This is a genomic window from Methanoregula boonei 6A8 (genome assembly GCF_000017625.1).
Taxonomy (GTDB): domain Archaea; phylum Halobacteriota; class Methanomicrobia; order Methanomicrobiales; family Methanospirillaceae; genus Methanoregula; species Methanoregula boonei.
Window position 1 is genome coordinate 56,311 of the sequence record NC_009712.1, and the last position, 25,988, is coordinate 82,298.

Here is a 25,988-nt window from a genome sequence, read left to right on the forward strand (position 1 = left end):
TTTCACATCCATAAACGAAGTATAAAATCAGGAACCCGTCCGCTCTTTGATCAGTACAGATCTATCGGCGAAATTTAATAGCCTTCTCCGGATAGTCCGGTAACTCACAGATCGGATATTCGTTATTTGGGCTATTGATCCTTTCTGTCTCAGGAAACCAGCTTTATTCTGGACTCCCGTTTTGACTGATAAAAAGTATATTTTAAAACATCGTACAACAAAAACATTCCACAATGTATATATTTATACAAAACAGAACAACCCGGCATGCAGACCAAGATCCTCCTTGACGAGGAGCAGATCCCCAAAAAGTGGTATAATGTCCAGGCCGACCTGCCCTCGCCGCTCGATCCCCCGCTCCACCCACAGACCCATAAACCGGTTGGGCCAGCGGACCTCTCCGCGATCTTTCCCATGGAACTGATCCGGCAGGAAGTGACGACCGATCGGTACGTGGATATTCCTGAAGAGGTGCGGGAAGTGTTCCGGCTCTACCGGCCAAGCCCGCTCTATCGTGCTCACCGGCTTGAGAAGGCCCTGAAAACCCCGGCAAAGATCTACTACAAGTGGGAGGGCGTGAGTCCGGCCGGGAGCCACAAGACCAACACATCGATCCCGCAGGCCTACTACAACATGAAGGCTGGCATCGAACGGATCGCGACAGAGACCGGTGCCGGACAGTGGGGTTCTGCCATGTCCTTTGCCACAATGCTCTACGATCTCGAGTGCACCGTGTACATGGTCCGGTCGAGTTACACACAGAAGCCGTACCGGAAATCCATGATGCAGGTCTGGGGTGCGGAGTGCATCCCGAGCCCGAGCACAAAGACAAAGTCCGGGCAGGCAGTTCTTGCAAAAGATCCCGACACTCCCGGTGCGCTTGGGATTGCGATCTCGGAAGCGGTCGAGGATGCGGCAAGCCACAGCAACACGAACTATGCGCTCGGCTCGGTCTTAAACCACGTCTGCCTCCACCAGACCGTGATCGGCCTTGAGTGCCGTGAGCAGCTGGCAAGTGTCGATGCCTACCCTGACGTGGTGATCGGGTGCGTGGGTGGCGGCTCGAACTTTGCCGGCATCTCGTTCCCGTTTGCCGGGGACAAGCTTGTCGGGAAGCACAAGGACGTTGACATCCTCGGTGTTGAGCCGGCATCGTGCCCCAGCCTCACCAAGGGGCTGTACACCTACGACTTCGGCGACGAGGCGGGCTACACCCCGCTCATGAAGATGTTCACGCTCGGCCACGACTTTGTCCCGCCATCAATGCACGCCGGGGGCCTGCGCTACCACGGGGATTCGCCCATTGTGTCGAGGCTCGTCCATGACGGCGTGATGCGGGCTGTCGCCTATCACCAGAGCGAAGTATTCGAAGCAGCCCAGACCTTTGCCCGGGCCGAGGGCATCATCGTTGCCCCGGAGACCTCTCATGCAGTAAAGGGCGCGATCGATGAAGCGCTTGCCTGCAAAAAGACCGGTGAGGAAAAGACAATCCTCTTCAACTGCACCGGCCACGGCAACTTCGATATGAGCGCCTACGATGCATTCTACAGCGGGAATCTTGTGGACTACGAATACCCGGACAGACTGATCAAAGAGGCCCTCGGGCGGATCCCGAAGATCGCATAAATACATCTTTTTTCCTATGCCCGTCATCGGTTTTCTCGTAAACCCCGTCGCCGGTATGGGCGGGTCCGTAGGCCTCAAGGGCACGGATGGGAAGGCCAATGAGGCGCGGCTTCTTGGTGCAGTGCCTCGCGCAAAGAACCGGGCAGGGATTACTCTTGCACTCCTCAAAAATATCCCGGATCTCACGTTTCTTTCCAGTGGAGGGGAGATGGGCAAAGCCGTACTCGAACAGTGCGGGATCTCCCGCTACCGTGTTGTTTATGCCGCCCGGAGCGAGAGCACAGCAGAGGATACGCAGGAAGCCGTCCGTGCATTTATCGCACAAGGGGCGGACCTGATCCTCTTCTGCGGGGGAGACGGGACGGCACGGGATGTTTTTGCTGCTGCCGGCCGGGAGGTTCCGATCCTCGGGATCCCGGCGGGGGTGAAGATGTACTCCGCGGTCTTTGCAGTAGACCCGGCTGCGGCGGCGGGGGTTCTCGCGGGGCCGTACGGGATTACGGACGGAGAAGTAGTTGACGTGGACGAGACAGCGTACCGGGCCGGCACGCTCGCGACCCGGCTGTACGGTATTGCCCGGGTCCCGGCCCGGGCCGGTATGACCCAGCCGGCAAAGCAGGTTTTTGAAGAGGCAGACGAGGAGCGGGCAAAAGAGGAGATCGCCCGGTTCATAGTAGAAGTGATGCTGCCGGATACAATTTATATCCTTGGCGCGGGGACGACCACGGAGGCAATTGCCCGCCGGCTCGGGATAAAAAAGACGCTCCTGGGTGTGGATGCAGTACTGGACGGCAAAATTGTTGCCGCGGATGCGGATGAGAAAACACTCCTTTCCCTCACAGGAAAATACCCCGGTGCCCGGATCATCGTGAGTCCCATAGGAGCACAAGGGTTTATTCTCGGCCGGGGCAGCCAGCAGATCAGCCCTGCGGTTGTGCAAAATGTCGGGGTGTCCCAGGTAATCGTGATCGCAACGCCGCACAAACTGCGGGAAACCCCGGAACTTTACGTTGATTCGGGGGACCCAAAAATCGATACCGGTTTTGATGCATCTGTCCAGGTTATCTCCGGGTACCGGATCGCCCAGAGAAAGAAGATCCACCGGGCACTGTAACCAGGGCAGCCGGCTAAAAAAAAGCGAAGTATTTTTTACAGTGGCGCGACGGTCTTTTTGTACATCTCGTTTAAGACCTGTGCGAGGCCCGCGTAGATCGCAAGGAACCCACAGAGGATCCCCTCGTACCCCGCGACCACCGTGATTGTGCTGCTCCCTGTAGCCTCTCCTATGGCAAGCAGGAAGAACAGGACTGTCAGGGTTCCAAAGACCAGCTGGAGCGCCCGGTTTGCCTTTAGGCTCCCCACGAACATGACCAGCGTGAAGATCCCCCACATGGCGAGGTAGGCAGCCATTGAGGCTCCATCAGGTGCTGCGGCCAGCCCCAGTTTCGGGAGCACAAGCAGGGCAACGAGCGTCAGCCAGAAGAACCCGTATGAGGTGAACGCAGTTGCCCCAAACGTGTTGTTCTTCTTCCACTCTTCGATACCCGCGATCACCTGCGCGAGGCCGCCATAGAAGATCCCCATCGCGAGGATCATGGAGCCGAGTGCGAAGAAACCTGCATTGTGCAGGTTTAAAAGCACCGTGGTCATACCAAAGCCCAGTAGGCCGAGGGGCGCCGGGTTCGCGGTCATATCCAGGTTTTTCACGGCTGTTGCCGTTTGTGTCGTTTCCGTCTGCATAATTCATTCATCCTTTTTTTTTAACTCGTTTCTGTGATCCTTCTGTATTACCCGATTTTTCCGGTTTTTATTCCTCGAGAGTCGAGATATCCCCGGGATCCATCCCGAGCTCCTTTGCTTTTAAGACCCGGCGCATGATCTTGCCGCTGCGGGTCTTGGGCAGTTTGTCGACAAATTCGATCTCATGGGGTACAGCGACGGGCCCCAGAGTCATGCGTACATGGTAGATCAGGTCCTGTGTCAGCTTCTCGCTCGGTGTGTTTCCCACCCGGAGGATGACAAAGGCCTTGATGGCGTTCCCCTTGATGGCATCGGGTTTCCCGATCACCGCAGCCTCGGCCACCGCGTGATGGGAGACAAGCGCGCTCTCGACTTCTGCCGTCCCGATGTTGTGGCCTGAGACGATGATGATATCATCAGCCCTGCCGATCACCATGATGTACCCGTCAGATCCCTTGACCGCCAGATCGCCAGCTGCGTACACGCCGCTGATGGTCTCCCAGTACTGCCGGTACCGGGCATCATTCTTGTATACGGTGCGGAGCATGGACGGCCATGGTCTTTTGATTACGAGGAAACCACCGGTCCCCGGGGGTACCGGGTTTCCGTTCTTGTCGGTAACATCCACCTCAACGCCCGGGATGGGTTTTCCCACAAAGCCCGGTCGCATCGGTTCTCCGACCATGGTGGTGATCATCTGCATTCCGGTCTCAGTCTGCCACCAAGTGTCCACGATTGGGCAGCGGCTTTTTCCTATCACCCGGTAATACCATTCGAATGCCTCGGGGTTGAGCGGTTCTCCCACCGATCCGATGATGCGCAGCGAGCTGAGGTTGTACCGGTTGGGCCAGTCCTCCCCCACTTTCATGAACGTCCGGATTGCCGTCGGGGCTGTGTAGAAGACCGAGATCTGCTGCTCCTGGATGAGCTTCCACCAGCTGCCGGGATCCGGATAATCCGGGGTGATCTCGGTGATAAACACCGTGGCGCCGACTGCGAGCGGGCCGTACACGATATAGGTGTGGCCGGTGATCCAGCCGGGATCCGCCGTGCACCAGTAGATGTCCCGCTCCTTGAGATCAAAGACCGTTTTGGTGGAGTAGTACGCCCCGACCATGTAGCCACCGCAGGTGTGAACCACTCCTTTGGGTGTGCCGGTCGATCCACTCGTGTAGAGGACAAAGAGCGGGTCTTCCGCGTCCATGGTCTCACAGGGACATTCTGCTGGTACATCCTCCATGATCCCGTAGAAGTCATGCTCCCGTCCCGGGTGGAGCTCGACCGGAGGTTCCTTGCGCCTCCGGTAGATGACTACGTGTTCCACTGACGGTGCATGGACGATCGCCTCCTGGACAATGGTGATCAGGGGGATTGCCTTGCCGCGCCGGATCGAGATATCTGCGGTGATCACGACTTTGGCCTCGGCATCATTGATCCGCAGGTTCAGGGCACTTGTCCCGAAACCGGCAAAGACAACGCTGTGCACGGCACCGATCCGGGCGCAGGCGAGCATGGCTATCAGCTGTTCGGGTACCATGGGCATGTAGATACAGACCCGGTCGCCTTTTTTCACACCGAGTTTTTTGAGGCCGTTTGCAAATCGCGAAACTTCCCCGAGCAGCCGCTGGTAGGAATACACCCGCTCCTTGCCGTCTTCGCCCCGCCAGATAAGGGCAACCTTGTTTCTCCGGTCACCAGCCACATGGCGATCAAGGCAGTTTGCGGTAATGTTGAGCTGTGCATTCACAAACCACCGGGCATAGGGATATGTCCACTCGCAGACCCGGTCCCAGGGCCGGATCCATTCGAGCTCCCGTGCGATTGTCTCCCAGAATGCATCCGGATCGGCAAGAAACCGCCGGTATGCTTCCTGGTAGTCTCCTATCCACGATGAACGCTTGTACTCCGCATCTGGTGTGTAGTACTTCGCGTTCTCCACGAGTTTGACATCGAAGTTCTCTTTCATGTCTCCCCCCAATATTTTACATAATTAATCATGTTAAATTCCTATATAAATTTTGGCGCTCAGGCAAAAACTCCGGCGAAAAATTCATGTATCCGGATACAATTCCCTGCGGGTTTGCGATGCGAACTTGAGCTCCCGTAAAGGTTCTGCCGCGACTTTCGCGAAAAGAATAGTATAAGAATTCTTTATCTAGCGGTGTCTTTCAATACTGTATCAATGCTGGAGAGAATCAAGGGCTGTATGCTTGGGGCCGCAGTGGGTGATGCCTTGGGCATGCCAAATGAGAGTACCATGCCCGGCCTCACCAAGATGCGGTACGGCTTCCGCAAGGCGTACAAGGGACATCCCAACGATGGCCTCTCCCCCGGCCAGTATACTGATGATACTCAGATCATGATCCTTGTGGCCACGCTCCTTGCCGACGGGAAATACAATGACGAGCGGTACGGCCTCGCATTAAAAGAACTCTACGCACGGGAGGTTCTCCGGTTCCCGGATGGCTCGATCTCGGCTGCCTGCGATCATATGATCAGCGGGCAGGCAACATCCTGCGGGGTGAAATCAACAACAGCCGGCTGTCTCCCCGCCTCACTCCCGTTTGCCCTTGTGTATCCCGATATTCACGAAGCCACCGGGCGTGCCGTGCGTGCCTGCTCGATCACCCACACCCACCCGGCGGCCCATGCCGCGGTTTCCACCTTTGTTACGCTGGTATACAGCGCCATCCATGGGCACGCAGACCCGGTGGAAAAGGCCCTGGCCCAGGCACAGAATGAGGACGAGGTCCTGGGAGGCAAGATCCACAACGCGATCGAACTTGAAAAAGAGGGCATTGAGACGGATACCGCGATTCTCAAGATAGGTAACGACGTCTCCCTGTACCAGACACTTCCGATCTCGTTTTTCCTCATCAGGAGGTACCAGCGCCCTGCCGATCTTTTGACTGTTGCTGCCTACGTAGGAGGCAACACCGATACGATCGGGTTCCTCTGTGGGGCATATCTTGGGGCAAGCAAAGGTGCCGGTGCCATTCCGGCGGATCTTCTGGAGGGCCTTGAAGACCGCCAGCGTATCGAGATCCTGGGCCAGCGGATTTTTGACATCTACACCCGGAAGCTGGAACGATAAATCTTTTTTTCTAGAATTCCCTGCCTTCGTTTTGCCTTCCTGCGCCGCCGGTACCTTTGCCGCTTCTCCCGCAAAAGGTTAAGATTTCAGGAAGGAAAAGATCCTAGTATGAAAGTTGCGATTGTCGGCGCGTCCGGGTACGCCGGCGGCGAACTGGTCCGCCTGTTGTACCACCATTCTTCTGCAGAGGTAACCTGCGTTACGTCACGCAGCCTTGCAGGAATACCGCTTTCTGAGGTCCATCCCCAGCTTACGGGATTTTCTGATCTCAGGTTCGAGAACCCGGCGCCCGATGCCATCGATGCTGACGTGGCTTTCCTTGCGGTTCCGCACACGGCAGCCATGACGATCGCAGGAAAGCTGCTCTCGCGGGGGATCAAGGTTGTGGACCTCAGCGCCGACTACCGGTTGCCAAAGGATACCTTCGAGAAGGTATATGGCGTAACCCATACGGATTATTTCCCCGCCCCGTACGGTATCCCCGAGTTGCACCGGAAGGAGTGCATCAACGCAAAGTTCGTGGCAAACCCCGGTTGTTTCCCCACGGGAGCAACGCTTGCCGCAGCGCCCATTGCCTCCCGCGCACATACCATTATCTTTGATTCAAAGACCGGGGTGAGCGGGGCCGGGGACAATCCCTCGGCAACTACCCACTATCCCAATGTCGGGGACAATGTCAGCCCCTATAAATGGACCAGCCACCGCCATCTTGCGGAGATGAAACAGGAACTCTCAAAGCTTGGCTCAAAAGCCGCCTGCTACTTCACCCCCCATCTCGTGCCGGTCAACCGCGGGATCCTCACCACCGCCCATATCCTCTTAAACGAACCCCTGGAGACAAAAGAGGTGGAAAAACTCTACCGTGAATATTACAAGGACGAATTCTTTGTCCGGTACCAGAAGCCTATGCTCTCAGCAGTCCGGGGCAGCAACTTCTGCGATATCATGGTCGAGAGCGAGGGCAAAAGGGTCGTGGTGGTCTCGGCGATCGATAACCTTGTCAAGGGCGCAAGCGGCCAGGCCATCCAGAACATGAACCTCATGTGCGGATTTAAAGAGACTGATGGTCTCGATGCACCCGGGCTGCTGCCCTAAAAGAACTGGTGATTTCAATGCTTGTTTCAGAAGCCATGACTAAAAACCCCCTGACCTGTACGGTCAACACCCCCCTCCGCGACGCGGTTGCAATCCTGCGAGAACACCATATCGGGGGACTCCCGGTGCTTGACGGTGAATCTCTCGCCGGCATTATCACGGAGTCGGATATCCTTGCCCAGCTTGCGACCCACAAGCTCTCCGATGACCTCTGGCTCCCGTCGCCCCTTGAGATCATCGAGGTCCCAATCCGGGAATATATCAACTGGGAGAAGACCAAGGATGCCCTCAGAAATATCGGGGACCTGCCGGTAAAAAAAGTGATGACTCATCCGGTGATAACGGCGACCGGAGATATGGATATCGAAGACGCAGCAGCACTTATGCTCAAAGAGCGCATCGCACGACTCCCGGTAACTGATGGTAAAAAACTAATCGGGATTCTCACCCGCGCTGACATTGTCCAGGCGGTCGGTGCCTCCCGCTCATTATAGGTATCAAACCTCACGTGCGACAATTTCGGAGATTCGATTATTATGGCCTACAAAAGTCTCTGTGCGGTCAAAGGTGTCACCGCAAACGGCATTAAGGAAGGAAAGTTCGGCCTTGCCCTGATCCGGGCAAGCGGCACCTCGGCAGGAGTGTTTACCGCAAACCTTGCCCGGGCAGCACCCATAGAGCTGATGCGAAAACAGATCCGGAAAGGCAGGCTGGAAGCAGTTATTGCAAACAGCGGCTGCGCAAATGCCTATACCGGCAGGCGCGGGTACGACGATGCCGTCTCCATGACGGAGTATGCCGGCTCGGCGCTGGGAGTAGATACATCATCTGTTGGCGTAGCAAGTACCGGTGTCATCGGCAGGTACCTTGACCTGCCCCTGATCCGGCGCCAGTGTGCGGACGTGGCGCTCAACCTTACCTCTTCCCCGGCTGCGGAGGACCTCACGGTAAAGGCGATCATGACCACCGATCTGTATCCCAAGCACGCGCTCGTGGAAAAGGAAGACTTCACGATCGGGGCGATTGCCAAGGGAAGCGGGATGATTGCGCCCAACATGGGCACCATGCTCGCGTTCATCTATACCGATGCCGAGATTGCGGCACAACCCCTCAGGGAGGCGCTCAGGGCCGCAACCCGGCGGACGTTCAACCGTGTTGTGGTTGACGGGGATACCAGTACAAACGACATAGCACTCTGTACTGCCACGGGAGAGTCCGGGAAGGTAAACACGACAGAATTCTCCGCAGCGCTCGAAGCGTGTTGCCGCTCGCTTGCCCAACAGATCGCAGCGGACGGCGAAGGGGCAAGCAAGCTCCTCGAAGTTACGGTCCGAGGCGCTCCCAAAGAGGAAGCGGCAGCAAAGGTTGCCCGGGTCGTAATTGAGTCCCCCCTTGTAAAAACCGCAGTATACGGCGAAGACCCCAACTGGGGCCGGGTCATTGCGGCGGCCGGGCGGGCCGGGGTAAAATTTGACCCGAACGCGGTCTCCCTCTGGATCAGCGACGGAAACGAAAAGTACCCGCTGGTGAAATCCGGGGAGATTATTGCGGATCTCACCAAGGCCAAGGCCGCGATGCACGGGAAAAAGGTTATTTTCATTCTCGATCTCGGGGCCGGGAAGGAAGAGGCAACGGCCTGGGGCTGCGACCTTACCGAAAAGTATGTTGAGATCAACGGAAGGTACACCACATGATGAAGCGCGAAGACGTCCTCATGGAAGCTCTCCCCTACATCCAGCAGTTCCACGGCAAGACGATCGTGATTAAGCTGGGAGGCCATGCGATGGTCGATCCCGAGGTTCTTGAGAACGCCATAAAGGATGCCGTCCTCCTCCATTACGTTGGGATTCGTGTCGTGCTGGTTCACGGTGGCGGGCCGGAGATCACCGAGAAGATGAAAGCGCTCGGGAAAGAATCGGTCTTTGTCGGGGGCCTGCGGGTCACCGATCAGGAGACGCTCGAGATCGCGCAGATGGTGCTTGTGGGCAAGATTAACAAGGGCATCATCTCGCTCATTGCAAAATGCGGTGCGAAGGGTGTCGGGCTCTCGGGAAGTGACGGGAATATTATCCTTGCAAAGAAGATGGATCTCCAGAAAGTCAACGTCCAGGGAGTGGAGCAGGAGGTGGACCTCGGGCATGTCGGCGAGATCGAATGGATCGACCCGTCGCTCCTCACCACCCTCCTTGATCGGGACTATATTCCGGTTATCTCCCCGATTGCCATTGACCGGTATGGCGGGAGCCTCAACATCAACGCAGATACAGCAGCCGGCGATATCGCCATTGCACTCAAGGCCTACAAGCTGATCAATATGACCGATGTGGATGGCGTGATGGATGCAAAAAGGACTCATGTCTTCCGCAAGCTCTCCATTACGGAGGCAAATGCCCTTCTGGCCTCGGGGGCCATCGGGGAGGGGATGATCCCGAAGGTCTCCTCGGTTATCAAGGCGGTCGAGAACGGTGTCAAGTACTCCCACATCATCAACGGCAATGTGGAGCACAACCTGATCCTCGAACTCTTCACCCATGAGGGGGTCGGGACAATGATCTCCCTCCAGTAGGTTTTTTTGCACGCCGCGGCAACACTCACCTACGAAATAAACCGAATTTCAAAAGAGAGTACGGGAGTCGCCGGATGGACAGGATCATAAAATTTGTTATTGCACTGTTAGTGGTTATCGCTGCTGCCAGCGTGGCCTATCTCGTGTTTGCTGCCTCTCCGGCCCCCTCATCCTCATCATCAGGTGTAAACGATAGTATTGTCTACTATTTCTATGGCAATGGCTGCCCGCACTGCGCGGCTGTTGAGCCCTTTATGGAAAATATGACCAAAAAGTATCCCGATGTCGATATCCGGATGCTTGAAGTGTGGTATAACCAGACCAACCAGCAGATCGATGATCAGGTAAATGCAGAGGCTGGTATCACCTCCCCCCCGGGAGTGCCGGAGATCGTGATCGGGAAGACCGTGCTTGTCGGTGAAGTTGATATCCCGGCCAAGCTCGAAGGGTACCTCCAGGCCATTGAAAAAAAAAAGTAACCCCTGAACCCCTGCCGGAAGGCACATCTCCTGCATCCAAACCCTCCTTTTCTCCTGCCTCGAACCGGCCGGTCACCGGCTATTATTTCTATGGTGAGGGGTGCAGCCATTGCGATGCGATAAAACCGTTCATTGCTGACATCCAGTCACGGTACCCGGCGTTCGACCTTGAGCAGCTCGAAGTGTACCACAACGCCACCAACCAGGCCTTGTTCCTTTCAATGGATCAGAACCTTGGCATCGCGTCCCCGGGTGTCCCCACTATTATTATCGGGAACCATACACTGGTCGGGGAAGACCAGATCCGGGACCAGCTGGAACAGGTGATCCTCGCAGAACAGGCCACTTCGGGTGGCCCGGCCCAGGGAAATCTCACCGTGGCGGAGAACAGTCCCGGCACGTTCTCCCACCTGACCGTCCCCCTGGTAATCGTTGCTGCAGGGATCGACAGCCTCAATCCCTGCGCCTTTACGGTCTTAATTATCCTCCTGCTCTCCATTATTGCGCTCCAGAGCCGCCGGCAGGTGCTGATAGTGGGCGTCACCTATATCGCCGCGGTTTTTTTGTTCTACTTTATCTCCGGCATTGGGGTCCTTTCGTTTGTGCACCTTTCGGGGATCTCCAGTCTCATAGCGCTTGCTGCCGCTGTCATCGCCATCGTCCTTGGGGTGGTAAATATTATTGAAGCGGCGGTGAAAAAAGACGGATTTTTCCTTGCGATCCCCGAATCGAAGAAACCGGTGATTGAGCGGTATATTACAACCGCCACACTGCCTGCCGCATTTGTGCTTGGCGTCCTTGTGGGGATTTTCGAGTTGCCCTGCACCGGGGGGATCTATCTGACCATCCTTGGCCTGATCAGCAACACCCTCACATTCACCGAGGGAATTCCTTATCTTCTTCTTTATAATTTAATCTTTGTTCTGCCGCTCATCGTCATCCTTCTCGCTGTTGTCCTGGGTATTCCCCCTGAGCGGGTGAACACCTGGAGGCTTGAGAACCGCCGGAAGCTCCGGTTTGCCATAGGGGTTGCGATGATCCTTGTCGGTGCCTTTATCCTTATCGGCCCCCGGCTCCTGTAAAAAGGGGATATTCTCCCGTTTTTTAAATCTCCCGGCGGCTGCCGGACCAAAAAAGAGAGTTGGTTTTGCGGAATTATTTACGGGTACTTTTTCTCGTTGCCGGTGGGTCCATTGCCGCCCGTTGCGCTTTCTCATTCATGGAGATCAGGGTCTCAAAAATCCCCCTGATAGGCACCGGGTCGACGTGCTCTGCCTTTGCCAGTTTCATCACGTAGTCCAGCACATCGTTCTTGCGCTGGTTGTCATGGACCGGTATCCCGCTCTCCTTTTTGATTGCGGCAATTTTTCCGGCAAGGCTTTGCCGTCGCGCGATAAGGTGGATGATCTCCTCATCAATCTGGGTGATCTCTGCCCGGATCTCCTCAATGGTCATAGGAAAGTACAATCGCCGGAAAAAGGGATAAACGTGCTGACAATAGTTTGTCTGGATCTCCGTACGCGGTAGACACATATCGCAGGAGCGCCCTAGTTGATCCAGTGGTTTCATGCTCGGAAATATTACCCGGCGCGAAGAATACGATCTCTTTGCCGCATGGCTGGCCGTATCGCTCTCGTTTGCCATAATCAAGCTGGCGCCCTACGGTGTCCTTGGCCCTATCCAGCCCGTTAACCCGGCAACTGCCCTGACCTACCTGGTCATTGCCCTCCTGACCGCGGGAATCGGCCTTGTCCTGCACGAACTGGCCCACAAGTTTGCCGCAATAAAGTTCGGCTTCTGGGCCGAATTCCATAAGAACAATTTCATGCTGCTTGTTGCTGTGGCCCTTGCCGCGCTCGTGGGCTTTGTCTTTGCCGCTCCCGGTGCAACCGTGATCTACAGCACAAGGCCCGATGGCCGGACAATCAACCGCGAGGAGAACGGAATGATCTCGGCAGCCGGGCCGGTCACCAACCTCGTCCTCTGCATACCGTTTGCGGTCCTTATTTTTGCTACCGCCCCCCAGTCCCTCCTGTACCAGATCGGGATTTTCGGTGTCCAGATTAACGCCATGATCGCTGCGTTCAACATGCTTCCGATCAGCATACTTGACGGGAACAAGGTCCTGTCCTGGAATATCCCGGCCTTTGTCCTGCTTATCGCCGCATCCTTCGCGGTGCTGGTGAGCTCTTTCTATATCCTCTGATTTTTTTTTAAAACAGCCCCGGGGCTTTTCAGCTGCTCCCGGCAGTCTTCTCTAAATCCCGTACGATCTGCTGGCCTTTCTCATAGGCTTCTTTGAGTGCGGTCGGGTGGTTTTTGATCCCGTTATACGCGTCCATGTTATTGGCCACAATGTTTTCCGTATAGTCAAACCCCGTGCCATGGAACAGCGCGGTGATGGCAGGGAAGGCGCTGTCGAACACCCTGTCAAGGTTCTGCCCGGCAGTCGAGATAAAAACGCCCTTGTGCCGCCGGATGTGGTCCTCGGAGAACGTGAGCGTTTTGAGGATGAACTTGCGTGCCCAGAGGTACTGGGCCCGGTCAATGAAGCCTTTGAGCTGGGCAGTGATCCCCATGCTGTAGATCGGCGAAGCAACGGCAAGGATATCGGTGGCAAGGATCCTGTCATACAGGCCCGGGGCATCGTCCTTTACGATACATTCGCCGGTCTTGTGGCACGCGTTGCATCCCCGGCACGGGGAGTAATCGATCTCCCTGAGTACCACTTTTTCGACCGTGGCACCTGCGGCCTTAGCCCCTTCAAGGAAACTGTCCAGCAGCGTCTCGGTATTCCCGTGCCGGCGCGGACTCCCGGAAATCCCGAGCACTTTTACGGTCATGGGATTATCCCCTCCGACAACCGCTTTTTAAGCTCGGCAATCACGGATATCCCCAGTTTTTCCGCATCTGCTTTTGCCGTGGGGTGATGGGTGATCGCCCCCTTCTCATCCACGCCGTTTATCATCAGGTAACTGATATCTGCATCCCGGATCTCGATCACGTGGTAAAAGCACTTGACCGATGGCACGGCGCCATCAAACACATGCGGCCAGGTCTGTCCGGCGGTTGCAAGAAAGACCCCCAGGCGCTTTCCTTTGCGTTCGGGTGGGACCACGGGGAGCTTGAGGACGTATTTCCGCGAACGGAAGACCTGTGCCCTGTCCACAAGGGCCTTGACCTGCGAGGCAAGTCCCATGCAAAAAATCGGGGATGAGAGAACGATGCAGTCCGCCTCGATGATCTTGTCGTGCCAGCGATCCATGCCATCGCGCTGGATACACCGGTTGAGTTTCTCGCACGCATTGCATCCCCGGCAGGGATTGATGTCAGCCTCGGTGAGCGGGATCTTCTCGATTGTGACATCCTTTTCCTGTGCCATGGATGCAAGCATCCAGTCAAGCAGGGTCTCCGAATTGCCGGACCTGCGCGGGCTGCCGGCAAATGCGAGGACTTTTACGGGCATAGATGATGCTTGGATACGGTGAGTGAAAAACCATTGGATAGGAAACCTGCGGGAAATCTTCTCCCACGGGATTGACCGGGAATGAGCAGATGCTATCCCCCGCGAAAAATCAAAAAGGGAGTCCTCCCGGGAGAATCAATCCCGGGAGTCCCTGCCTGCGAGGCGTTGCCTCACTTCTTCATGACTTCATCCAGCTGTGCCTTGCCGTACACATAGGCCGGCATGCCGGCCAGAAGGAACGAGACCCGCAGGGCCTCCTCAACCTCGGCCTTGGTAACGCCAAGGTTTGCCGCACCCATCAGCTGGGCCCGGACCGCGTGCTGGTCGCGAAGCGACGCTGCAATGGCGATCGCGATCAGCTTTTTGGTTTTCCGGGTGAGCTTGCCATCGTCCCAGATGTGGTCTTCCATCTTGATGACCAGATCGTACATCCCGGGATCGTTTGTGGTCAGTTCCTTGAAGAATTTGGGCACTTTTCCAATCTTCTTTTCAAGCCCTTTGAGTTCCTTTACCGTCTTCTTCGCAACAGGTTTCTTTGCTACAGGTTTTGCTACAGGTTTTTTGACAACCATACTCATTCACTCTCCAATATCATGGGTTCGCCGCAGCAGACCAGTTCTCCGCCGCCGGCCTCCTTTACGATCACAACATTCCCGCAGATCTCGCATTTGAAGATCTGCCCTTCTGTGGATACGTTTACCATTGTCTCTTCCCTTCGCGTTGGTGTTCTGCTGTGCCGTCACGATCCGGAAAAACCGGCTCTTCCCCGGTTATCCCGAAGCACACCGCCGACAGGATCCCTGCCGGAAAAATGAGCGATTACTGGAAACTCTTACCGCGTCTGGGCGGATTCTTGGCATCTTCGGGAGTCTTAATATCCGGCCGGATGTGGGTCATCGGGAAACACTGGTACTCCTCGCAGGAGCAGGCCGGGCACTTGCGGAGATCCTGCTCGCTCTGGTCCAGCGTAAGTTCCTTGCCACAGTCGAGACACACATATTTTCCCGGTCCGACCTTCTGGCCTGCCGTGTACGTCTTTTGTTCGGTCAGAGATATCACCAGACTTCACTATCATATCAAAGATATATATCAGTTGTGTTCGTACCCACGTCTGCGACATCTCCCGGCACCGCCCCTTGCGTCCTTTTTACCGGATCCAAAACTATATTGGTTTTTTTCTCCTAATCCGGGTATGGCTCCCACTATCATCGGCCTTTTGGGCAGTCCTCTCCATGAGGGCAATACGGCGCAGCTTATGGCCCGGGCCGTACAGGGAGCACGGGATGCCGGCTGTACTGTGGAGCTTATCCCGGTAACGAGCCTTGATTTCCAGGGCTGCCAGGAGATGTTTTTCTGCAGGGATCACGAGACCTGCATTCTCGACGACGATATGCAGCAGGTGTACCCGAAATTCAAAGGAATGGATGGCCTGATCCTTGCTACGCCTGTCATGACCATGGGGATCCCCGGGACGCTCAAGGCCTTCATGGACCGGTTCCAGGTCTTTTTTATGGCCAAGTACCACCGGCACGAGTCGTTTATTCCCCGGGACCGGAAGCCTGCCCGGGCTGGCATTTTCATCTCTATCTCCGGCATGGATATTCCGGAGGTGTTTGTCGGGGCAAAACTGACAACACGGGCGTTCTTTGACATCATCGACTGCCGGTACCAGGACGAGCTGCTGGTTAACGGCATGGACGGAATCCTGGATATCACGACCCGGCCGGATCTCCTGGATGCAGCGTACAGGAAAGGGTTTGCCCTTGGCCAGTCGCTTGCCGCCCCGGCTGGTAAGTGACCGGGCGTTTTTCATCTCCCGATCAGATTAGTCCTTTCTCTTTAAGGCTGGAAAAACCGGTCCGGGTCACGATAATGTGGTCCAGGAGCTGGATACCCAGAAGGGCCCCTGCCTCCTGGAGCTGCCGGGTGATTGCAATATCCTGCGGGCTTGCCTCAAGCGATCCTGAGGGGTGGTTGTGCACGCAGACAACCGATGCGGCCCGGTCCGTTATTGCCCCGGCAAATACCTCGCGGGGATGGACCAGGCTGTGGTTGAGGATCCCGATCGTGATCACGCGGCTTGTGATCACCTCCCCGGCCCCGGAGAGCGAGATACAGATGAAATGCTCCTGCGGCTTATCCCGGTACTGGCCTACCAGAGGCAGGACATCCTCCGGTGTACGGATTTTCACGGCATCGGACGGCCCGTACCGGCGCCGCCCAAGTTCGAGGCAGGCCATGATCTGTGCCGCCCTGGCCGGCCCTGCTCCATCGATCTCCAGCAGGTCTTCGTACCTGACCTGCCGGGCGGGATCGCTGAGCAGGAGCACGATATCGCGTGCTATCGCCCGGACATCACGGCCGGGCAGCCCCCTTCCGATAATCGCCTCGATGAGCTCCGCATCGTTGAGCGCCTGCACACCTTTGTGTGCGATCTTCTCCCGCGGCCGGTCCAGGGCGGGGAGATCTTTCATCTTTTTCATGGCCTGCCGCGGATGGGGAGAATCGATCCCCGGGCCGGTACCTGTTTGTGCATAGATATGGGTAGTATCCCGGCATCTATAACCTCTTTCTTATGTAATTCATCTTATCCCGAATTCCGGGAAGGCCGGCCTACCCGTGCCTCATGAAGAATGTTTAAGTAACTCCCTGACTATACGTTCCCGTATGACAACCGAGAAGAATGCACAGGAAGCGTTTGCCGGAGAATCCCAGGCCAGCCGGAAATACCTGGCGTTTTCCGAAAAGGCCGCCGCCGAAGGATTCACGACAATTGCCACACTCTACAAAGCGGCATCAGAGGCAGAGACGGTCCATGCAAAGAAACTCCTCAAGGTGCTCGGTGCCGTAGGCCCGACCGAGAAGAACCTGGAAGGCAGTATTGCCGGGGAGACTCACGAGTACACCGTCATGTACCCCGGCTTTATCAAGGAGGCCGAGGCCGAGAAGAAGAGTGAGGCGGTACTTGCCTTTACCCATGCTATGAAGGCCGAAGAGATCCACGCCGGCCTGTACAAAAAGGCGCTTGCCGCCATAAAAGCCGGCCATGACCTGGGCAAGGAAAAAATCTATCTCTGCCCTGTTTGCGGCAACATCGAGATCGGGAAGGCACCGGACAAGTGCCCGGTCTGCGGGGTTTTCGGGAAGCAGTTCCGCGAAATCACCCTTTAATCCCCCCGTGATCTTTTTTACCTGTCCGGGGGCATGGCAGCAGTCCGTGCTCCCTGAAAAAATAACTTTATTCTTTTTTGGTGTGCCGCCGGTGGGCCCAGACGATGACCACCACAAGGGCGATCAGGGTTACCCAGGATGCCGAGTAGAACACGATGATGGGATATTCGAGCATCTCCTTTGGCAGCGTGGAGACCGGGCTTTCCGGTGCCGCAGAGCTGGTGAAGGTAAGGATCACGCTTGCCGGGAACCGTCCCGGGCCACCAAAGTAATGGACAAGTACGGTGGCATTTCCCGATTCGATAACTCCGGCGGCCGGGGCATTGTAGGTAACCGGGAAAGCAACGATGCGGGAGAGCCGGGTATCCTGGTCTTTGAGCTCAACGTACCATTCGTCCGTATAGACATCGGGGTAGGCATCCGAGGCATCCACCGAAAGTCGTGAACCAGGGGAAACCGTTACCTGCCAGGTGCCCTGTTCGCTCTGGTTGGTAAACGTCAGCCTCCGTGTCGCTGTCTCCCCGGGAGCAAGGGAAACCGAACCCGAGGTGAGATATACCGGTGGGAGAGGTGCAGGCAGGGAAAGGATCCCGGTTCCGGTGGCAGCAGAGCAGGCATACCGGTCATCCATCTCATCGCCGTATGAGAGTGACCGGTTGTAGATCCTGACCTCATCGATTGCCCCGTTGAGGTATTCCGGGGCATCCGGGTCGGGCAGGTCATTTGGCCCGGCATTTGCACCGATCAGGATATCGTTGCTGTCGGAGTACCGGATTGTACCGGTGGCATTTATCTGGTTCTTGAGAATCCCGTCCAGGTAGATCCGGGCTACCTGACCGTCGTACGATCCCGTAACCTGGTGCCACTGCCCGGGCGTGATGGCTTCATGCGGGATCACCACCGAGGCACTTCCCCGGACATTGTCAAGCCCGAGCGTCCACCAGAGGTCGTTTCCCTCATCAAATCCGAGCCGGTATCCCCCGCCGTCCGCATAGGTTGAGACAAGCGTCTGCGGGGACGTATCATTGACATAGAACCACGCCGAGACCGTGATAGCCTCCGTGGGATGATTGGCGGGGGTATACGGTACGGAGACATAACTGCCATTGCCGGAAAGCACAAGCGCCCGTACACAGCCGCTGTTATCAATCCGGTATGCATTGCCATGAATGGTCCCGGTATTCCCGTGGCCGGACGCATCGAGTGCAAGAGCGCCGCTGCCCTCGTTGAACGTAAGGTACACCACCGGCCCGGCCGCCGTATCCAAAGCAGCCGCGGCACCGGCAGTGCAGAGAAGCAGGACCAGGATACCACACCAGAAGATTCCCCAAAAACAGGTGCGACGGGTAACGGCGGGCATGAGTGTACCTTCTTGTATCATGGGGTAGTGGGGTGTGCGATAAAAAGAAATTTGCGCTTTAGAGCCTATATTCCTCCTCCATAATCTTTATATCGGCGGCAAACCTTTTCGCACATGATGAGCACGGTCACCGTTTATTCCACGAAAAATTGCCCGTACTGCCGGATGGCCAAGGCATTCCTGGAGAAGTACGGCGTTCCCTACACAGCCATTGATGTCGGCGCCGATACCGCTGCGGCTCATAAGATGATCGCGCTTTCAGGCCAGCGCGGCGTACCGGTAATTACCGTTGATGACGAGGTGATTGTCGGCTTTGACTCCCAGAGGCTCAACGAGCTTTTCGGGACCCATGCAGCGGGAGAGACCTACGATGTCATCATCGTTGGTGCCGGCCCGGGAGGACTTACTGCCGCGGTCTACTGCGCCCGCAAACTCTTAAAAACGCTCGTTGTTTCCGAGAGTATTGGCGGGCAGGCGCTGGAATCGTGGGCCATTGAGAATTACATGGGCTACCGGATGATCACCGGTGAAGACTTGATGAAGAAGTTCGAGGAGCAGGTCCGGACCCTTGACGTGCGCCTGGAGCTCGACCGGGTAAACGGCGTTACAATGGAGGAGAACCTGTTTGTGGTAACAACCGTTTCCGGCCTTTCCGTGAAGGCAAAGAGCCTGATCCTCACCCCGGGAAAACAGCCCCGGAAACTAGGGGTTGAAAACGAGGAGAAGTACCTCGGGCGCGGTTTGTCCATCTGCTCGACCTGCGATGGCCCGCTTTTTAAGGATAAGAAGATCGCTGTTGTGGGCGGCGGAAACTCGGCGCTCCAGACCGCCGTTGAGATGAGCAGCATCGCCTCCTCCGTGAGCCTGCTTGTCCGGAGCACAATCAAGGCGGATCCGGTGTACGCAAAAAAGCTTGAAGGGCTAAAGAACATTACCGTGCACCTCCACACGCAGATCACCGCGCTTGCCGGCGATCCGTTCCTCCAGCATATCACGATTGCAACCGAGGGCCAGGGGGAACAGCGCATTGATGTTGATGGCGTCTTTATCGAGGTTGGCTGGACGCCGAATACGGAGATCTTTGATGGCCTGGTGGAGCTCAACGGGAAAAAGGAGATCGTGGTGGATGTGGACGGCCACACGAGCCGGCCCGGGGTATTTGCGGCAGGCGATGTGACATCGGTAAAGAGCAAGCAGATCATTATAGCTGCCGGTGAAGGGGCAAAGGCCGCGCTCGAAGCGTACGATTACCTGATGAGCCTGGCCTGAATCTTTTTTTTTACCAGTGCCCGTGTGCGGGCAGGACTTCCGGCTGCCGGTGGTTCTAAAAAAAATTCTTTTGGGAATACCAATTTCCGCAAAAAAAAATCGATCACCCCCGCGTTGCGCTCCGCCGAAAAAATTGGCCGGACCGATCGATTCCGGAATTGATCGGGGCGACCGTTCGTGCAGCAGAATCAAGGGTAGCCCCCTCCCCCCCCAAGCCACCATCGATCACCCCACAACAAACCGGTTTCTTCGACGTAAAATTGAAAAACGCTCATAGCGGCCTCTGGAAGGCCGATCTCCCATTTAGTTGACCTGCAGGACATCTCCAAAGACCATGCCAAAAAAAGGCCGCTATTTTGCAGGTCGAAATTGTCTTTAAATTGAGGCTTTTTTAAAAATACGCAATTAAATCAGGATTTTCTATGCGCGTGGACACCAGTTCCTGTGGAAATGTGATCCGGGATCCTGAAACAGGAAATCGGGGGCCATATTGGGCCCGGATTTGGATGGAAAAAAGCAGGGTGGTGGGGTGGTACAGACCACGGTTACTGGATACCCCCGTTATTCGTTCTTCTTTCCTGCCAGCCGGTCCTTCTCCCGGTAACCTTCCAGCAGCACAGTCATGATGTTTTTCACCGGTTTATCAGAATGGCTCGCGATATGGAACTCGCAGAACGGGCAGGAAGTGATAACGATCTCTGCCCCGGTCTTTCTGATCTCTTCCCGCCGTTTTTCCCCGAGGGCCGCCGCCTCATCGGGCAGACCGGATTTCACGCCGCCGCCCGATCCGCAGCAGATAGCCGGCATTTCGATTAAATCAACTGCCTGCCGGATCAGCTGGCGCGGCTCGTCTTTCACGCCCTGTCCCCGCATCAGGTGGCAGGGATCGTGGTAGGTTGCCCGGATCGGGAGCCGTGCGGGAGGCTCGATCCCGTACTGGACCAGCACCTCGTTGATGTCCATGACCTTAAACGGCGTTACGTAATCATGCTTCAGGGTCGACCCACAGCCGGCACACATAGTCATCACGGTGACAATACCCCGGGATTGGAACGTGTCGATGTTGCGTTTCCTGAGGGTATCGACATAGGAGAGCTGGCCGGTCCGGATCAGCGGCGAACCGCAGCAGATCTGCTCTTTGGGGATGATCACTCTGATGCCGTTTCTTTTCAGCACTTCCAGCGCATCAAGGGCAGACTGCTGCTGGCGCAGGTTGTACATGCAGCCGACAAAGAATCCGATCGTGCCCTTTACCGGGCCATAGGGCTCGATGACTTCACTCACTTTTTCCAGGAGCGACTCTGAAGTTTGTGGAACGCTGCGCCCGGTCTTCTCGATGAGCGCTGCGACCTCCTGGTGCCGGGGGAGGGTGAGCCCCTGCCGGTTGGCAAGCGCCCGGAGCTTCTCGATTGCCTTTGCCGGTATCTTGATCTTCTTGGGGCAGGCAAGGTAGCAGGCCTGGCAGCTCGTGCAGGTAAACAGCCCGTCGCGGACTGCATCCGGCACGCGGGTGCCGGTGTCCCGGGGGTCAAGGGCAAGGCGCATCTCCTGGCGCATGGCCGTGGGCCCGAGAAATTCTGTCACGGTCATGGCCGGGCAGACCGAGACGCACGCGAGGCATTCGATGCAGTCCCGGAGAGGTTTTATCTCATCGATCTGCGCCTTTGTGGGCAGCCGGGCGTCCGCCTCTCCGGAGGGGACAAGGGATGCAATGGCGGCAATTTTGGGGAGAAGATCGACCACGAGATCCTTTTTGACCGGCAGGTTTAAGGGAGCGATCGTGATGCCGTCGGTTGCTTCCTTCATGCACGCGAGCACTGGCTCACCGTTCACCCGCACTGCACAGCTCCCGCACTGCCCCGAGCCGCAGCAGTACCGGTAGGAGAGCGTCGGGTCGATTTCGTCGTGGATCGCGTGCAGGACATGCAGGACCCGGGCCCCTTCGCTGACGTTTACCGCATAGGTTTCCGCGTGGGGTGCCGGATCTTTTTTTGGGTCAAAGCGCAGGATCGTGACGCGAAGTTCCCTCATGCCGGCACCCCGTGCCGGGAAATTCCCTGGCGGTGCTTCGAGATGTACGTGTGGCCGTAGGGCGAGTGCTCCGCATCCCATTCCTGTGCGAGGTCCACCCGCATGTTTGCACCACGGGATTCCGGCCGGGCAAGAGCCGAACGGCAGATGAGCGCTGCCGTCAGGCACATGTTCTGCACTATGCAGCACTCCACAATCCCGGCAGGAGAGGCCGCCCGGATCGGAGCTGTGAGCAGATGTTCTGCCGTGGCAAGCGCACGCTTAAGCCCGGCCTCGTCCCGGAAGATACCGGCATCCTGCCACATTGTTTTCTGGAGTTCCTTTCTGACATGGGCCGGGTTTTTTGTTCCCGAGAGGAAGCCCTCTGTCCGTGCCCGGATCTCCGCCAGCTGTGCGGGATCGATCTTCTTTACCCGCCTCTCACCCTGCCCGGCCGCCTCCCCGGCGCGTTTCCCAAAGACCTGGGTCTCGGCAAGGGCGTTTCCTCCAAGCCTGTTTGCACCCTGCACGCCCCCGGCGGTCTCACCGCAGGCAAAGAGGCCCGGCACGGTGGTTGCACACTTCGGCGTGATCCGGATCCCGCCCATGATGTGGTGGGCGGTGGGAGCTACTTCCATGGGCTGCGTACGGATGTCCACCCCGTAGGTCAGGAACTGTTCGAGCATCAGCGGGAGCCGGGTCTCGATCTGCTCTTTTGGGAGGTGCGTGACATCCAGGTACACCCCCCCGTGCGGCGTACTCCGGCCGGCTGCAATCTCGGTAGCGATCGCCCGGGCCACCACGTCCCGGGTGGAGAGCTCCATCCGGACCGGGTCATAGCGTTTCATGAACCGCTCGCCCAGAGAGTTTTTGAGAATGCCTCCCTCGCCCCGCACGGCTTCCGTGATGAGCCGGCCCCGGGCATCGTAGGGGTACACTGCGCCGGTCGGGTGGAACTGCACCATCTCCATGTCGATGAGTTCGGCCCCGGCCCGGTAGCCCATAGCAAAGCCGTCCCCGGTGCCGCTCGACGAGTTCGTGGAAATGTCATAGACCCGGGAACCCCCTCCGGTAGCAAGGATGGTGCTGTCCGCGGTGATGATCACCTCGTCCCCGTTCTCGTCAAGGGCAAAGGCCCCGATCACCCGTCCGCTTTCCTTGAGCAGATCGATCGCGGTCACTTCTTCCATCTTTGTCGCACCCGAGGAATCGAAACGCTCCATGAGCGTCATCATCATTTCGTGACCGGTCCGGTCACCTGCATAGCAGGTCCGGGGAAACCGCTGGCCCCCGAACGGACGCTGGGCAATCTCGCATTCATTGGTGAAATCAAAGACCGCCCCCCAGCCGACCAGCTCGTTGACCCTCTCCGGGGATTCCTGCACCAGGATCCGGACAAGTTCCGGCTCGTTGAGGAACGCCCCGCCCCGCAGGGTGTCCTCGTAATGGATCTCGCAGGAGTCGGCCTCGCGCAGCACTGCATTGTAGCCGCCTTCTGCCATCGGGGTGCACCCGCCCTTTCCCGCGAGGGTCTTTGAGAGAAGCAGGGTTGTTCCGTACCGGGCCGCCCCGATTGCAGCCCGTACTCCTGCGCCGCCGCTCCCAATTACCAGCACATGGCAGTCCACAACCCCGTCTGCACGCATATTATAATTCTGTGCGCCGTATAGTTACATAAATAAATGGTACAGCCAGAGTGAACCCAAAATGAAATATCTCATGAAATTCGGCGGAACATCCGTCGCCGATGCACAGTGTATCGGGCGGGTCGTGGATATCCTTGAGCACCACCGCAGGGCAGGGGATGAGATCGCGGTCGTGGTATCAGCACAGCGGGGTGTGACCGACCAGCTCATCGATATTGCAGAAAAGCTCCCGAACGCAAAGGACTGCACTGCCGTCCTCCCGCTGATTGCCGCACTCCGTGAACGGCACGTAAAGACCCTTGAAGGAGCGGCCCCGGATTTTTCGGCCGAGACGGAAAAAGTGATTGAAAAGCGCCTTGCGAGCCTCCAGCACATCCTTGTCGCTGTCTACAATCTGCGGGAGCTCACTCCCCGCTCCAAGGACTACATCATCTCGTTTGGGGAACGCCTGCTTGCCCCGATTGTCAGTGCTGCCCTCCGCCAGCGGGGGATCCCGTCGAACGTGTTTGACGGCTGCGAGGCCGGCATCCTCACCACCCCCCAGCACGGCGAGGCGACCGCGTTGTGCGAGAGTGATGAAAGGATCAAAAAGAAGATCGACCCGCTGCTCAAAAACGAGATCCCGGTCATCATGGGTTTCATGGGCTGCACCGAGAACGGGATCATCACGACCCTTGGGCGGAGCGGATCGGATTACTCCGCGTCCATCGTGGGCGCCGGCATCGACGCTGACGAGATCTGGATCTGGACCGATGTCGATGGCATTATGACTTCCGATCCCCGGGTGATCAACGATGCCCGGGTCTTAAAGAGCGTGTCGTACATCGAGGTTATGGAGCTCTCCTATTTCGGCGCGAAGGTTATGCACCCCCGCTCCATTGATCCTGCGATGAGGAAGAACATCCTTGTGCGGGTCAAAAATACGTTCAACCCGACCCACCCGGGTACCATGATCGTGAGAAACGGTCACCGGGACAGCCGGGTGGTAAAAGCCCTCACTTACATTGACAAGGTCGCCTCAATCAACATCAACGGCGCCCAGATGATCGGGAGGCCCGGGGTGGCAAAGATGATCTTCTCGGCCCTTGCCGACAAGGAAGTCAACGTGATGATGATTACTCAGGGGTCAAGCGAAGCAAATATTTCGCTCATCGTGGACGAATCGCACCTTCCGATTGCGGTGGCTGCATTAGAGTTCCTGGTAAAAGACGGCATTGTGCGGGAAGTAACGCACAACAAGGACGTCTGTGCGGTTGCCGTTGTCGGTGCCGGCATGGCCGGTGCCGCAGGATCGGGCGGGCGGATCTTTACCGCCCTTGGCCGGGCCGGGATCAACGTGATGATGATCTCCCAGGGCTCAAGCGAGGCCAACATCTCGTTTGTTGTGAAGCAGGCAGACGGCCCGCGTGCGGTCCGGGTGCTGCACGATGAATTCCGGCTCTCGGAGGAATGTGCATGACACAGAACGCATACAGCGAGGCCGGGGTCGATATTGATCTCGAAGCAACCGCGATCAAGGCTCTTATCAAAAACCTGACCTACCGCCGGAAAGGCAACTACACGATGCTTGGTAACGTCGGCCACTTTGCCGGCCTTATCGACTTTGGGCCAAAGGCGCTTGCCCTCACTACCGATGGCGTAGGGACAAAGATGCTCATTGCCGACAAACTGGGGGACTGGAGCACGGTCGGAATCGACTGCATTGCGATGAACGTCAACGACCTCTACGTGATGCACATGGAGCCGGTTGCGTTTGTCGATTACATTGCCACGGACAAGCTCTCGGTGGAGAAGATGGCCCAGATCGGCATTGGCCTCAACGAGGGAGCACGGCAGGCAAACATCGATATCGTGGGCGGGGAGACCGCCTCGCTTAAGGGCCTTGTAAACGGCCTCGACCTTGCCGGCACCTGTTTTGGTATCCAGGATAAAGGGAAGATCGTGACCGGCGATAAGATCCGGCCCGGCGACAAGATCGTGGGCGTCCCGTCCACCGGTATCCACAGCAACGGCCTCTCGCTTGCGCGGATGGTGGTGGAGAAGTACGCGGACTACGACGAGAAGATCAGCACAGGAAAGACGCTTGGGCGCGAACTTTTGACCCCGACCCGGATCTACCATGAAAGCCTGAATGTCGCTGACACCTGCACGGTGCACGGTATGTGCCATGTCACGGGCGGGGGACTCTTGAACTTCCTCCGGCTCTCCCGGTACGGGTTTCGGTTCGATACCCTGCTCCAGCCGCCCGCAATCTTTTCCTGGATCCAGGAGACAGGAAAGATCTCCGATGTGGAGATGTACCGCACCTTCAACATGGGGATGGGGTACGCCTATGTTGTGCCGCCGGCGTCCGTGGATGCGGTGACCGCTCTTTTGCCCGGTGCACAGGCTGTCGGGGAAGTAACAGAAAAACCCGGTGCATGGCTTGGGAACGTGCAGGTCACTTAAAAAAAAAGACGGTTGTTT

27 protein-coding genes are annotated in these 25,988 nt (G+C 57.1%); 15 read left to right on the forward strand and 12 right to left on the reverse strand.

Going from position 1 to position 25,988, the window contains the following annotated elements; genetic code table 11:
- Window positions 1-267: 267 nt before the first annotated feature.
- Window positions 268-1,626, forward strand: a complete 1,359-nt coding sequence (locus tag MBOO_RS00315) for a TrpB-like pyridoxal phosphate-dependent enzyme (protein WP_011991075.1) — start codon at window positions 268-270, stop codon at window positions 1,624-1,626.
- 16 nt (window positions 1,627-1,642) lie between these two features.
- Entirely contained in the window at window positions 1,643-2,740 is a 1,098-nt protein-coding gene (locus MBOO_RS00320; RefSeq protein ID WP_011991076.1) for an ATP-NAD kinase family protein, read from the forward strand.
- 35 nt (window positions 2,741-2,775) lie between these two features.
- On the opposite strand, the gene MBOO_RS00325 is transcribed toward MBOO_RS00320, so the two are convergent.
- Window positions 2,776-3,366 (reverse strand): acetate uptake transporter, encoded by a 591-nt coding sequence (locus MBOO_RS00325; protein ID WP_011991077.1) that lies wholly within the window; start codon window positions 3,364-3,366, stop codon window positions 2,776-2,778.
- Window positions 3,367-3,433: 67 nt separating this feature from the next.
- Complete coding sequence (acs, locus tag MBOO_RS00330) at window positions 3,434-5,332, reverse strand: acetate--CoA ligase (RefSeq protein ID WP_011991078.1); 1,899 nt, start codon at window positions 5,330-5,332, stop codon at window positions 3,434-3,436.
- Between the two features lie 216 nt (window positions 5,333-5,548).
- Between acs and MBOO_RS00335 the strand changes: the two genes are divergently transcribed.
- The 7 genes from MBOO_RS00335 to MBOO_RS00365 all read left to right on the forward strand — a co-directional run bounded on the left by MBOO_RS00335 (window position 5,549) and on the right by MBOO_RS00365 (window position 11,682).
- The gene (locus MBOO_RS00335) at window positions 5,549-6,460 is read left to right on the forward strand and encodes an ADP-ribosylglycohydrolase family protein (RefSeq protein WP_048068165.1); all 912 of its coding nucleotides are present in this window, start codon (window positions 5,549-5,551) and stop codon (window positions 6,458-6,460) included.
- 108 nt (window positions 6,461-6,568) lie between these two features.
- A complete protein-coding gene (argC, locus tag MBOO_RS00340) occupies window positions 6,569-7,555 on the forward strand; it encodes an N-acetyl-gamma-glutamyl-phosphate reductase (protein WP_011991080.1) in 987 nt (328 codons plus the stop codon).
- Window positions 7,556-7,572: 17 nt separating this feature from the next.
- Complete coding sequence (locus MBOO_RS00345) at window positions 7,573-8,049, forward strand: CBS domain-containing protein (protein WP_011991081.1); 477 nt, start codon at window positions 7,573-7,575, stop codon at window positions 8,047-8,049.
- Between the two features lie 42 nt (window positions 8,050-8,091).
- Window positions 8,092-9,249, forward strand: a complete 1,158-nt coding sequence (gene argJ, locus MBOO_RS00350) for a bifunctional ornithine acetyltransferase/N-acetylglutamate synthase (RefSeq protein WP_011991082.1) — start codon at window positions 8,092-8,094, stop codon at window positions 9,247-9,249.
- Complete coding sequence (gene argB, locus MBOO_RS00355) at window positions 9,249-10,121, forward strand: acetylglutamate kinase (protein ID WP_048068497.1); 873 nt, start codon at window positions 9,249-9,251, stop codon at window positions 10,119-10,121. The genes argJ and argB overlap by 1 nt, the downstream gene beginning before the upstream one ends.
- A 74-nt stretch (window positions 10,122-10,195) precedes the next feature.
- Window positions 10,196-10,600 carry a thioredoxin family protein gene (locus MBOO_RS00360; protein ID WP_011991084.1) on the forward strand — a complete coding sequence of 135 codons (405 nt, stop codon included), beginning with the start codon at window positions 10,196-10,198 and terminating at the stop codon, window positions 10,598-10,600.
- A gap of 182 nt (window positions 10,601-10,782) precedes the next feature.
- Window positions 10,783-11,682 (forward strand): cytochrome c biogenesis CcdA family protein, encoded by a 900-nt coding sequence (locus MBOO_RS00365; protein WP_048068166.1) that lies wholly within the window; start codon window positions 10,783-10,785, stop codon window positions 11,680-11,682.
- A gap of 73 nt (window positions 11,683-11,755) precedes the next feature.
- On the opposite strand, the gene MBOO_RS13680 is transcribed toward MBOO_RS00365, so the two are convergent.
- Window positions 11,756-12,055 carry a chorismate mutase gene (locus MBOO_RS13680; protein WP_048068167.1) on the reverse strand — a complete coding sequence of 100 codons (300 nt, stop codon included), beginning with the start codon at window positions 12,053-12,055 and terminating at the stop codon, window positions 11,756-11,758.
- 112 nt (window positions 12,056-12,167) lie between these two features.
- Between MBOO_RS13680 and MBOO_RS00375 the strand changes: the two genes are divergently transcribed.
- Window positions 12,168-12,806: a zinc metalloprotease gene (locus MBOO_RS00375; protein ID WP_011991087.1), complete on the forward strand. Its 639-nt coding sequence runs from the start codon at window positions 12,168-12,170 to the stop codon at window positions 12,804-12,806.
- Between the two features lie 28 nt (window positions 12,807-12,834).
- On the opposite strand, the gene MBOO_RS00380 is transcribed toward MBOO_RS00375, so the two are convergent.
- From MBOO_RS00380 to MBOO_RS00400, 5 genes are all read right to left on the reverse strand, one after another.
- The gene (locus tag MBOO_RS00380; RefSeq protein ID WP_011991088.1) at window positions 12,835-13,443 is read right to left on the reverse strand and encodes a flavodoxin family protein; all 609 of its coding nucleotides are present in this window, start codon (window positions 13,441-13,443) and stop codon (window positions 12,835-12,837) included.
- On the reverse strand, window positions 13,440-14,066 hold the full coding sequence (locus MBOO_RS00385; RefSeq protein WP_011991089.1) for a flavodoxin family protein: 627 nt from the start codon (window positions 14,064-14,066) through the stop codon (window positions 13,440-13,442). Before MBOO_RS00385 ends, MBOO_RS00380 begins: the two co-directional genes overlap by 4 nt.
- A gap of 170 nt (window positions 14,067-14,236) precedes the next feature.
- Entirely contained in the window at window positions 14,237-14,644 is a 408-nt protein-coding gene (locus MBOO_RS00390; RefSeq protein ID WP_011991090.1) for a carboxymuconolactone decarboxylase family protein, read from the reverse strand.
- Window positions 14,641-14,769: a desulfoferrodoxin FeS4 iron-binding domain-containing protein gene (locus tag MBOO_RS00395; RefSeq protein WP_011991091.1), complete on the reverse strand. Its 129-nt coding sequence runs from the start codon at window positions 14,767-14,769 to the stop codon at window positions 14,641-14,643. The genes MBOO_RS00390 and MBOO_RS00395 overlap by 4 nt, the downstream gene beginning before the upstream one ends.
- A gap of 116 nt (window positions 14,770-14,885) precedes the next feature.
- Window positions 14,886-15,125 (reverse strand): zinc ribbon-containing protein, encoded by a 240-nt coding sequence (locus MBOO_RS00400; protein ID WP_048068169.1) that lies wholly within the window; start codon window positions 15,123-15,125, stop codon window positions 14,886-14,888.
- A 133-nt stretch (window positions 15,126-15,258) separates the two neighbouring features.
- Between MBOO_RS00400 and MBOO_RS00405 the strand changes: the two genes are divergently transcribed.
- The gene (locus MBOO_RS00405; protein WP_011991092.1) at window positions 15,259-15,864 is read left to right on the forward strand and encodes a flavodoxin family protein; all 606 of its coding nucleotides are present in this window, start codon (window positions 15,259-15,261) and stop codon (window positions 15,862-15,864) included.
- Window positions 15,865-15,886: 22 nt separating this feature from the next.
- Here the strand turns inward: MBOO_RS00405 and radC are convergent, their stop codons facing one another.
- Entirely contained in the window at window positions 15,887-16,549 is a 663-nt protein-coding gene (gene radC, locus MBOO_RS00410) for a RadC family protein (protein ID WP_011991093.1), read from the reverse strand.
- A 184-nt stretch (window positions 16,550-16,733) separates the two neighbouring features.
- Here radC and MBOO_RS00415 point away from each other — a divergent pair, with 184 nt between their 5' ends.
- Window positions 16,734-17,237: a rubrerythrin family protein gene (locus tag MBOO_RS00415; RefSeq protein WP_011991094.1), complete on the forward strand. Its 504-nt coding sequence runs from the start codon at window positions 16,734-16,736 to the stop codon at window positions 17,235-17,237.
- Window positions 17,238-17,304: 67 nt separating this feature from the next.
- Here MBOO_RS00415 and MBOO_RS00420 read toward each other — a convergent pair whose 3' ends face one another.
- Window positions 17,305-18,597, reverse strand: a complete 1,293-nt coding sequence (locus tag MBOO_RS00420) for a LamG domain-containing protein (protein WP_011991095.1) — start codon at window positions 18,595-18,597, stop codon at window positions 17,305-17,307.
- Between the two features lie 114 nt (window positions 18,598-18,711).
- Here MBOO_RS00420 and MBOO_RS00425 point away from each other — a divergent pair, with 114 nt between their 5' ends.
- Complete coding sequence (locus MBOO_RS00425; RefSeq protein WP_011991096.1) at window positions 18,712-19,866, forward strand: FAD-dependent oxidoreductase; 1,155 nt, start codon at window positions 18,712-18,714, stop codon at window positions 19,864-19,866.
- Between the two features lie 561 nt (window positions 19,867-20,427).
- Here MBOO_RS00425 and tfrB read toward each other — a convergent pair.
- Together tfrB and tfrA are read right to left on the reverse strand one after the other, a co-directional pair.
- Entirely contained in the window at window positions 20,428-21,897 is a 1,470-nt protein-coding gene (tfrB, locus tag MBOO_RS00430; RefSeq protein ID WP_011991097.1) for a fumarate reductase (CoM/CoB) subunit TfrB, read from the reverse strand.
- Complete coding sequence (gene tfrA, locus MBOO_RS00435) at window positions 21,894-23,522, reverse strand: fumarate reductase (CoM/CoB) subunit TfrA (protein ID WP_011991098.1); 1,629 nt, start codon at window positions 23,520-23,522, stop codon at window positions 21,894-21,896. The genes tfrB and tfrA overlap by 4 nt, the downstream gene beginning before the upstream one ends.
- A gap of 61 nt (window positions 23,523-23,583) precedes the next feature.
- On the opposite strand from tfrA, the gene MBOO_RS00440 reads away from it, so the two are divergent.
- Together MBOO_RS00440 and purM are read left to right on the forward strand one after the other, a co-directional pair.
- Window positions 23,584-24,981 (forward strand): aspartate kinase, encoded by a 1,398-nt coding sequence (locus MBOO_RS00440; RefSeq protein WP_011991099.1) that lies wholly within the window; start codon window positions 23,584-23,586, stop codon window positions 24,979-24,981.
- Complete coding sequence (gene purM / locus MBOO_RS00445) at window positions 24,978-25,970, forward strand: phosphoribosylformylglycinamidine cyclo-ligase (RefSeq protein WP_011991100.1); 993 nt, start codon at window positions 24,978-24,980, stop codon at window positions 25,968-25,970. The genes MBOO_RS00440 and purM overlap by 4 nt, the downstream gene beginning before the upstream one ends.
- The last annotated feature ends 18 nt before the right edge of the window (window positions 25,971-25,988 follow it).

What these genes read in the sequence shown, in the direction of transcription:
- MBOO_RS00315 (WP_011991075.1), top strand. Translation starts at nt 268, where the DNA reads ATGCAGACCAAGATCCTCCTTGACGAGGAGCAGATCCCCAAAAAGTGG.
- MBOO_RS00320 (WP_011991076.1), top strand. Translation starts at nt 1,643, where the DNA reads ATGCCCGTCATCGGTTTTCTCGTAAACCCCGTCGCCGGTATGGGCGGG.
- MBOO_RS00325 (WP_011991077.1), bottom strand. Translation starts at nt 3,366, where the DNA reads ATGCAGACGGAAACGACACAAACGGCAACAGCCGTGAAAAACCTGGAT.
- acs (WP_011991078.1), bottom strand. Translation starts at nt 5,332, where the DNA reads ATGAAAGAGAACTTCGATGTCAAACTCGTGGAGAACGCGAAGTACTAC.
- MBOO_RS00335 (WP_048068165.1), top strand. Translation starts at nt 5,549, where the DNA reads ATGCTGGAGAGAATCAAGGGCTGTATGCTTGGGGCCGCAGTGGGTGAT.
- argC (WP_011991080.1), top strand. Translation starts at nt 6,569, where the DNA reads ATGAAAGTTGCGATTGTCGGCGCGTCCGGGTACGCCGGCGGCGAACTG.
- MBOO_RS00345 (WP_011991081.1), top strand. Translation starts at nt 7,573, where the DNA reads ATGCTTGTTTCAGAAGCCATGACTAAAAACCCCCTGACCTGTACGGTC.
- argJ (WP_011991082.1), top strand. Translation starts at nt 8,092, where the DNA reads ATGGCCTACAAAAGTCTCTGTGCGGTCAAAGGTGTCACCGCAAACGGC.
- argB (WP_048068497.1), top strand. Translation starts at nt 9,249, where the DNA reads ATGAAGCGCGAAGACGTCCTCATGGAAGCTCTCCCCTACATCCAGCAG.
- MBOO_RS00360 (WP_011991084.1), top strand. Translation starts at nt 10,196, where the DNA reads ATGGACAGGATCATAAAATTTGTTATTGCACTGTTAGTGGTTATCGCT.
- MBOO_RS13680 (WP_048068167.1), bottom strand. Translation starts at nt 12,055, where the DNA reads ATGACCATTGAGGAGATCCGGGCAGAGATCACCCAGATTGATGAGGAG.
- MBOO_RS00375 (WP_011991087.1), top strand. Translation starts at nt 12,168, where the DNA reads ATGCTCGGAAATATTACCCGGCGCGAAGAATACGATCTCTTTGCCGCA.
- MBOO_RS00380 (WP_011991088.1), bottom strand. Translation starts at nt 13,443, where the DNA reads ATGACCGTAAAAGTGCTCGGGATTTCCGGGAGTCCGCGCCGGCACGGG.
- MBOO_RS00385 (WP_011991089.1), bottom strand. Translation starts at nt 14,066, where the DNA reads ATGCCCGTAAAAGTCCTCGCATTTGCCGGCAGCCCGCGCAGGTCCGGC.
- MBOO_RS00390 (WP_011991090.1), bottom strand. Translation starts at nt 14,644, where the DNA reads ATGAGTATGGTTGTCAAAAAACCTGTAGCAAAACCTGTAGCAAAGAAA.
- MBOO_RS00395 (WP_011991091.1), bottom strand. Translation starts at nt 14,769, where the DNA reads ATGGTAAACGTATCCACAGAAGGGCAGATCTTCAAATGCGAGATCTGC.
- MBOO_RS00405 (WP_011991092.1), top strand. Translation starts at nt 15,259, where the DNA reads ATGGCTCCCACTATCATCGGCCTTTTGGGCAGTCCTCTCCATGAGGGC.
- radC (WP_011991093.1), bottom strand. Translation starts at nt 16,549, where the DNA reads ATGAAAAAGATGAAAGATCTCCCCGCCCTGGACCGGCCGCGGGAGAAG.
- MBOO_RS00415 (WP_011991094.1), top strand. Translation starts at nt 16,734, where the DNA reads ATGACAACCGAGAAGAATGCACAGGAAGCGTTTGCCGGAGAATCCCAG.
- MBOO_RS00420 (WP_011991095.1), bottom strand. Translation starts at nt 18,597, where the DNA reads ATGCCCGCCGTTACCCGTCGCACCTGTTTTTGGGGAATCTTCTGGTGT.
- MBOO_RS00425 (WP_011991096.1), top strand. Translation starts at nt 18,712, where the DNA reads ATGATGAGCACGGTCACCGTTTATTCCACGAAAAATTGCCCGTACTGC.
- tfrB (WP_011991097.1), bottom strand. Translation starts at nt 21,897, where the DNA reads ATGAGGGAACTTCGCGTCACGATCCTGCGCTTTGACCCAAAAAAAGAT.
- tfrA (WP_011991098.1), bottom strand. Translation starts at nt 23,522, where the DNA reads ATGCGTGCAGACGGGGTTGTGGACTGCCATGTGCTGGTAATTGGGAGC.
- MBOO_RS00440 (WP_011991099.1), top strand. Translation starts at nt 23,584, where the DNA reads ATGAAATATCTCATGAAATTCGGCGGAACATCCGTCGCCGATGCACAG.
- purM (WP_011991100.1), top strand. Translation starts at nt 24,978, where the DNA reads ATGACACAGAACGCATACAGCGAGGCCGGGGTCGATATTGATCTCGAA.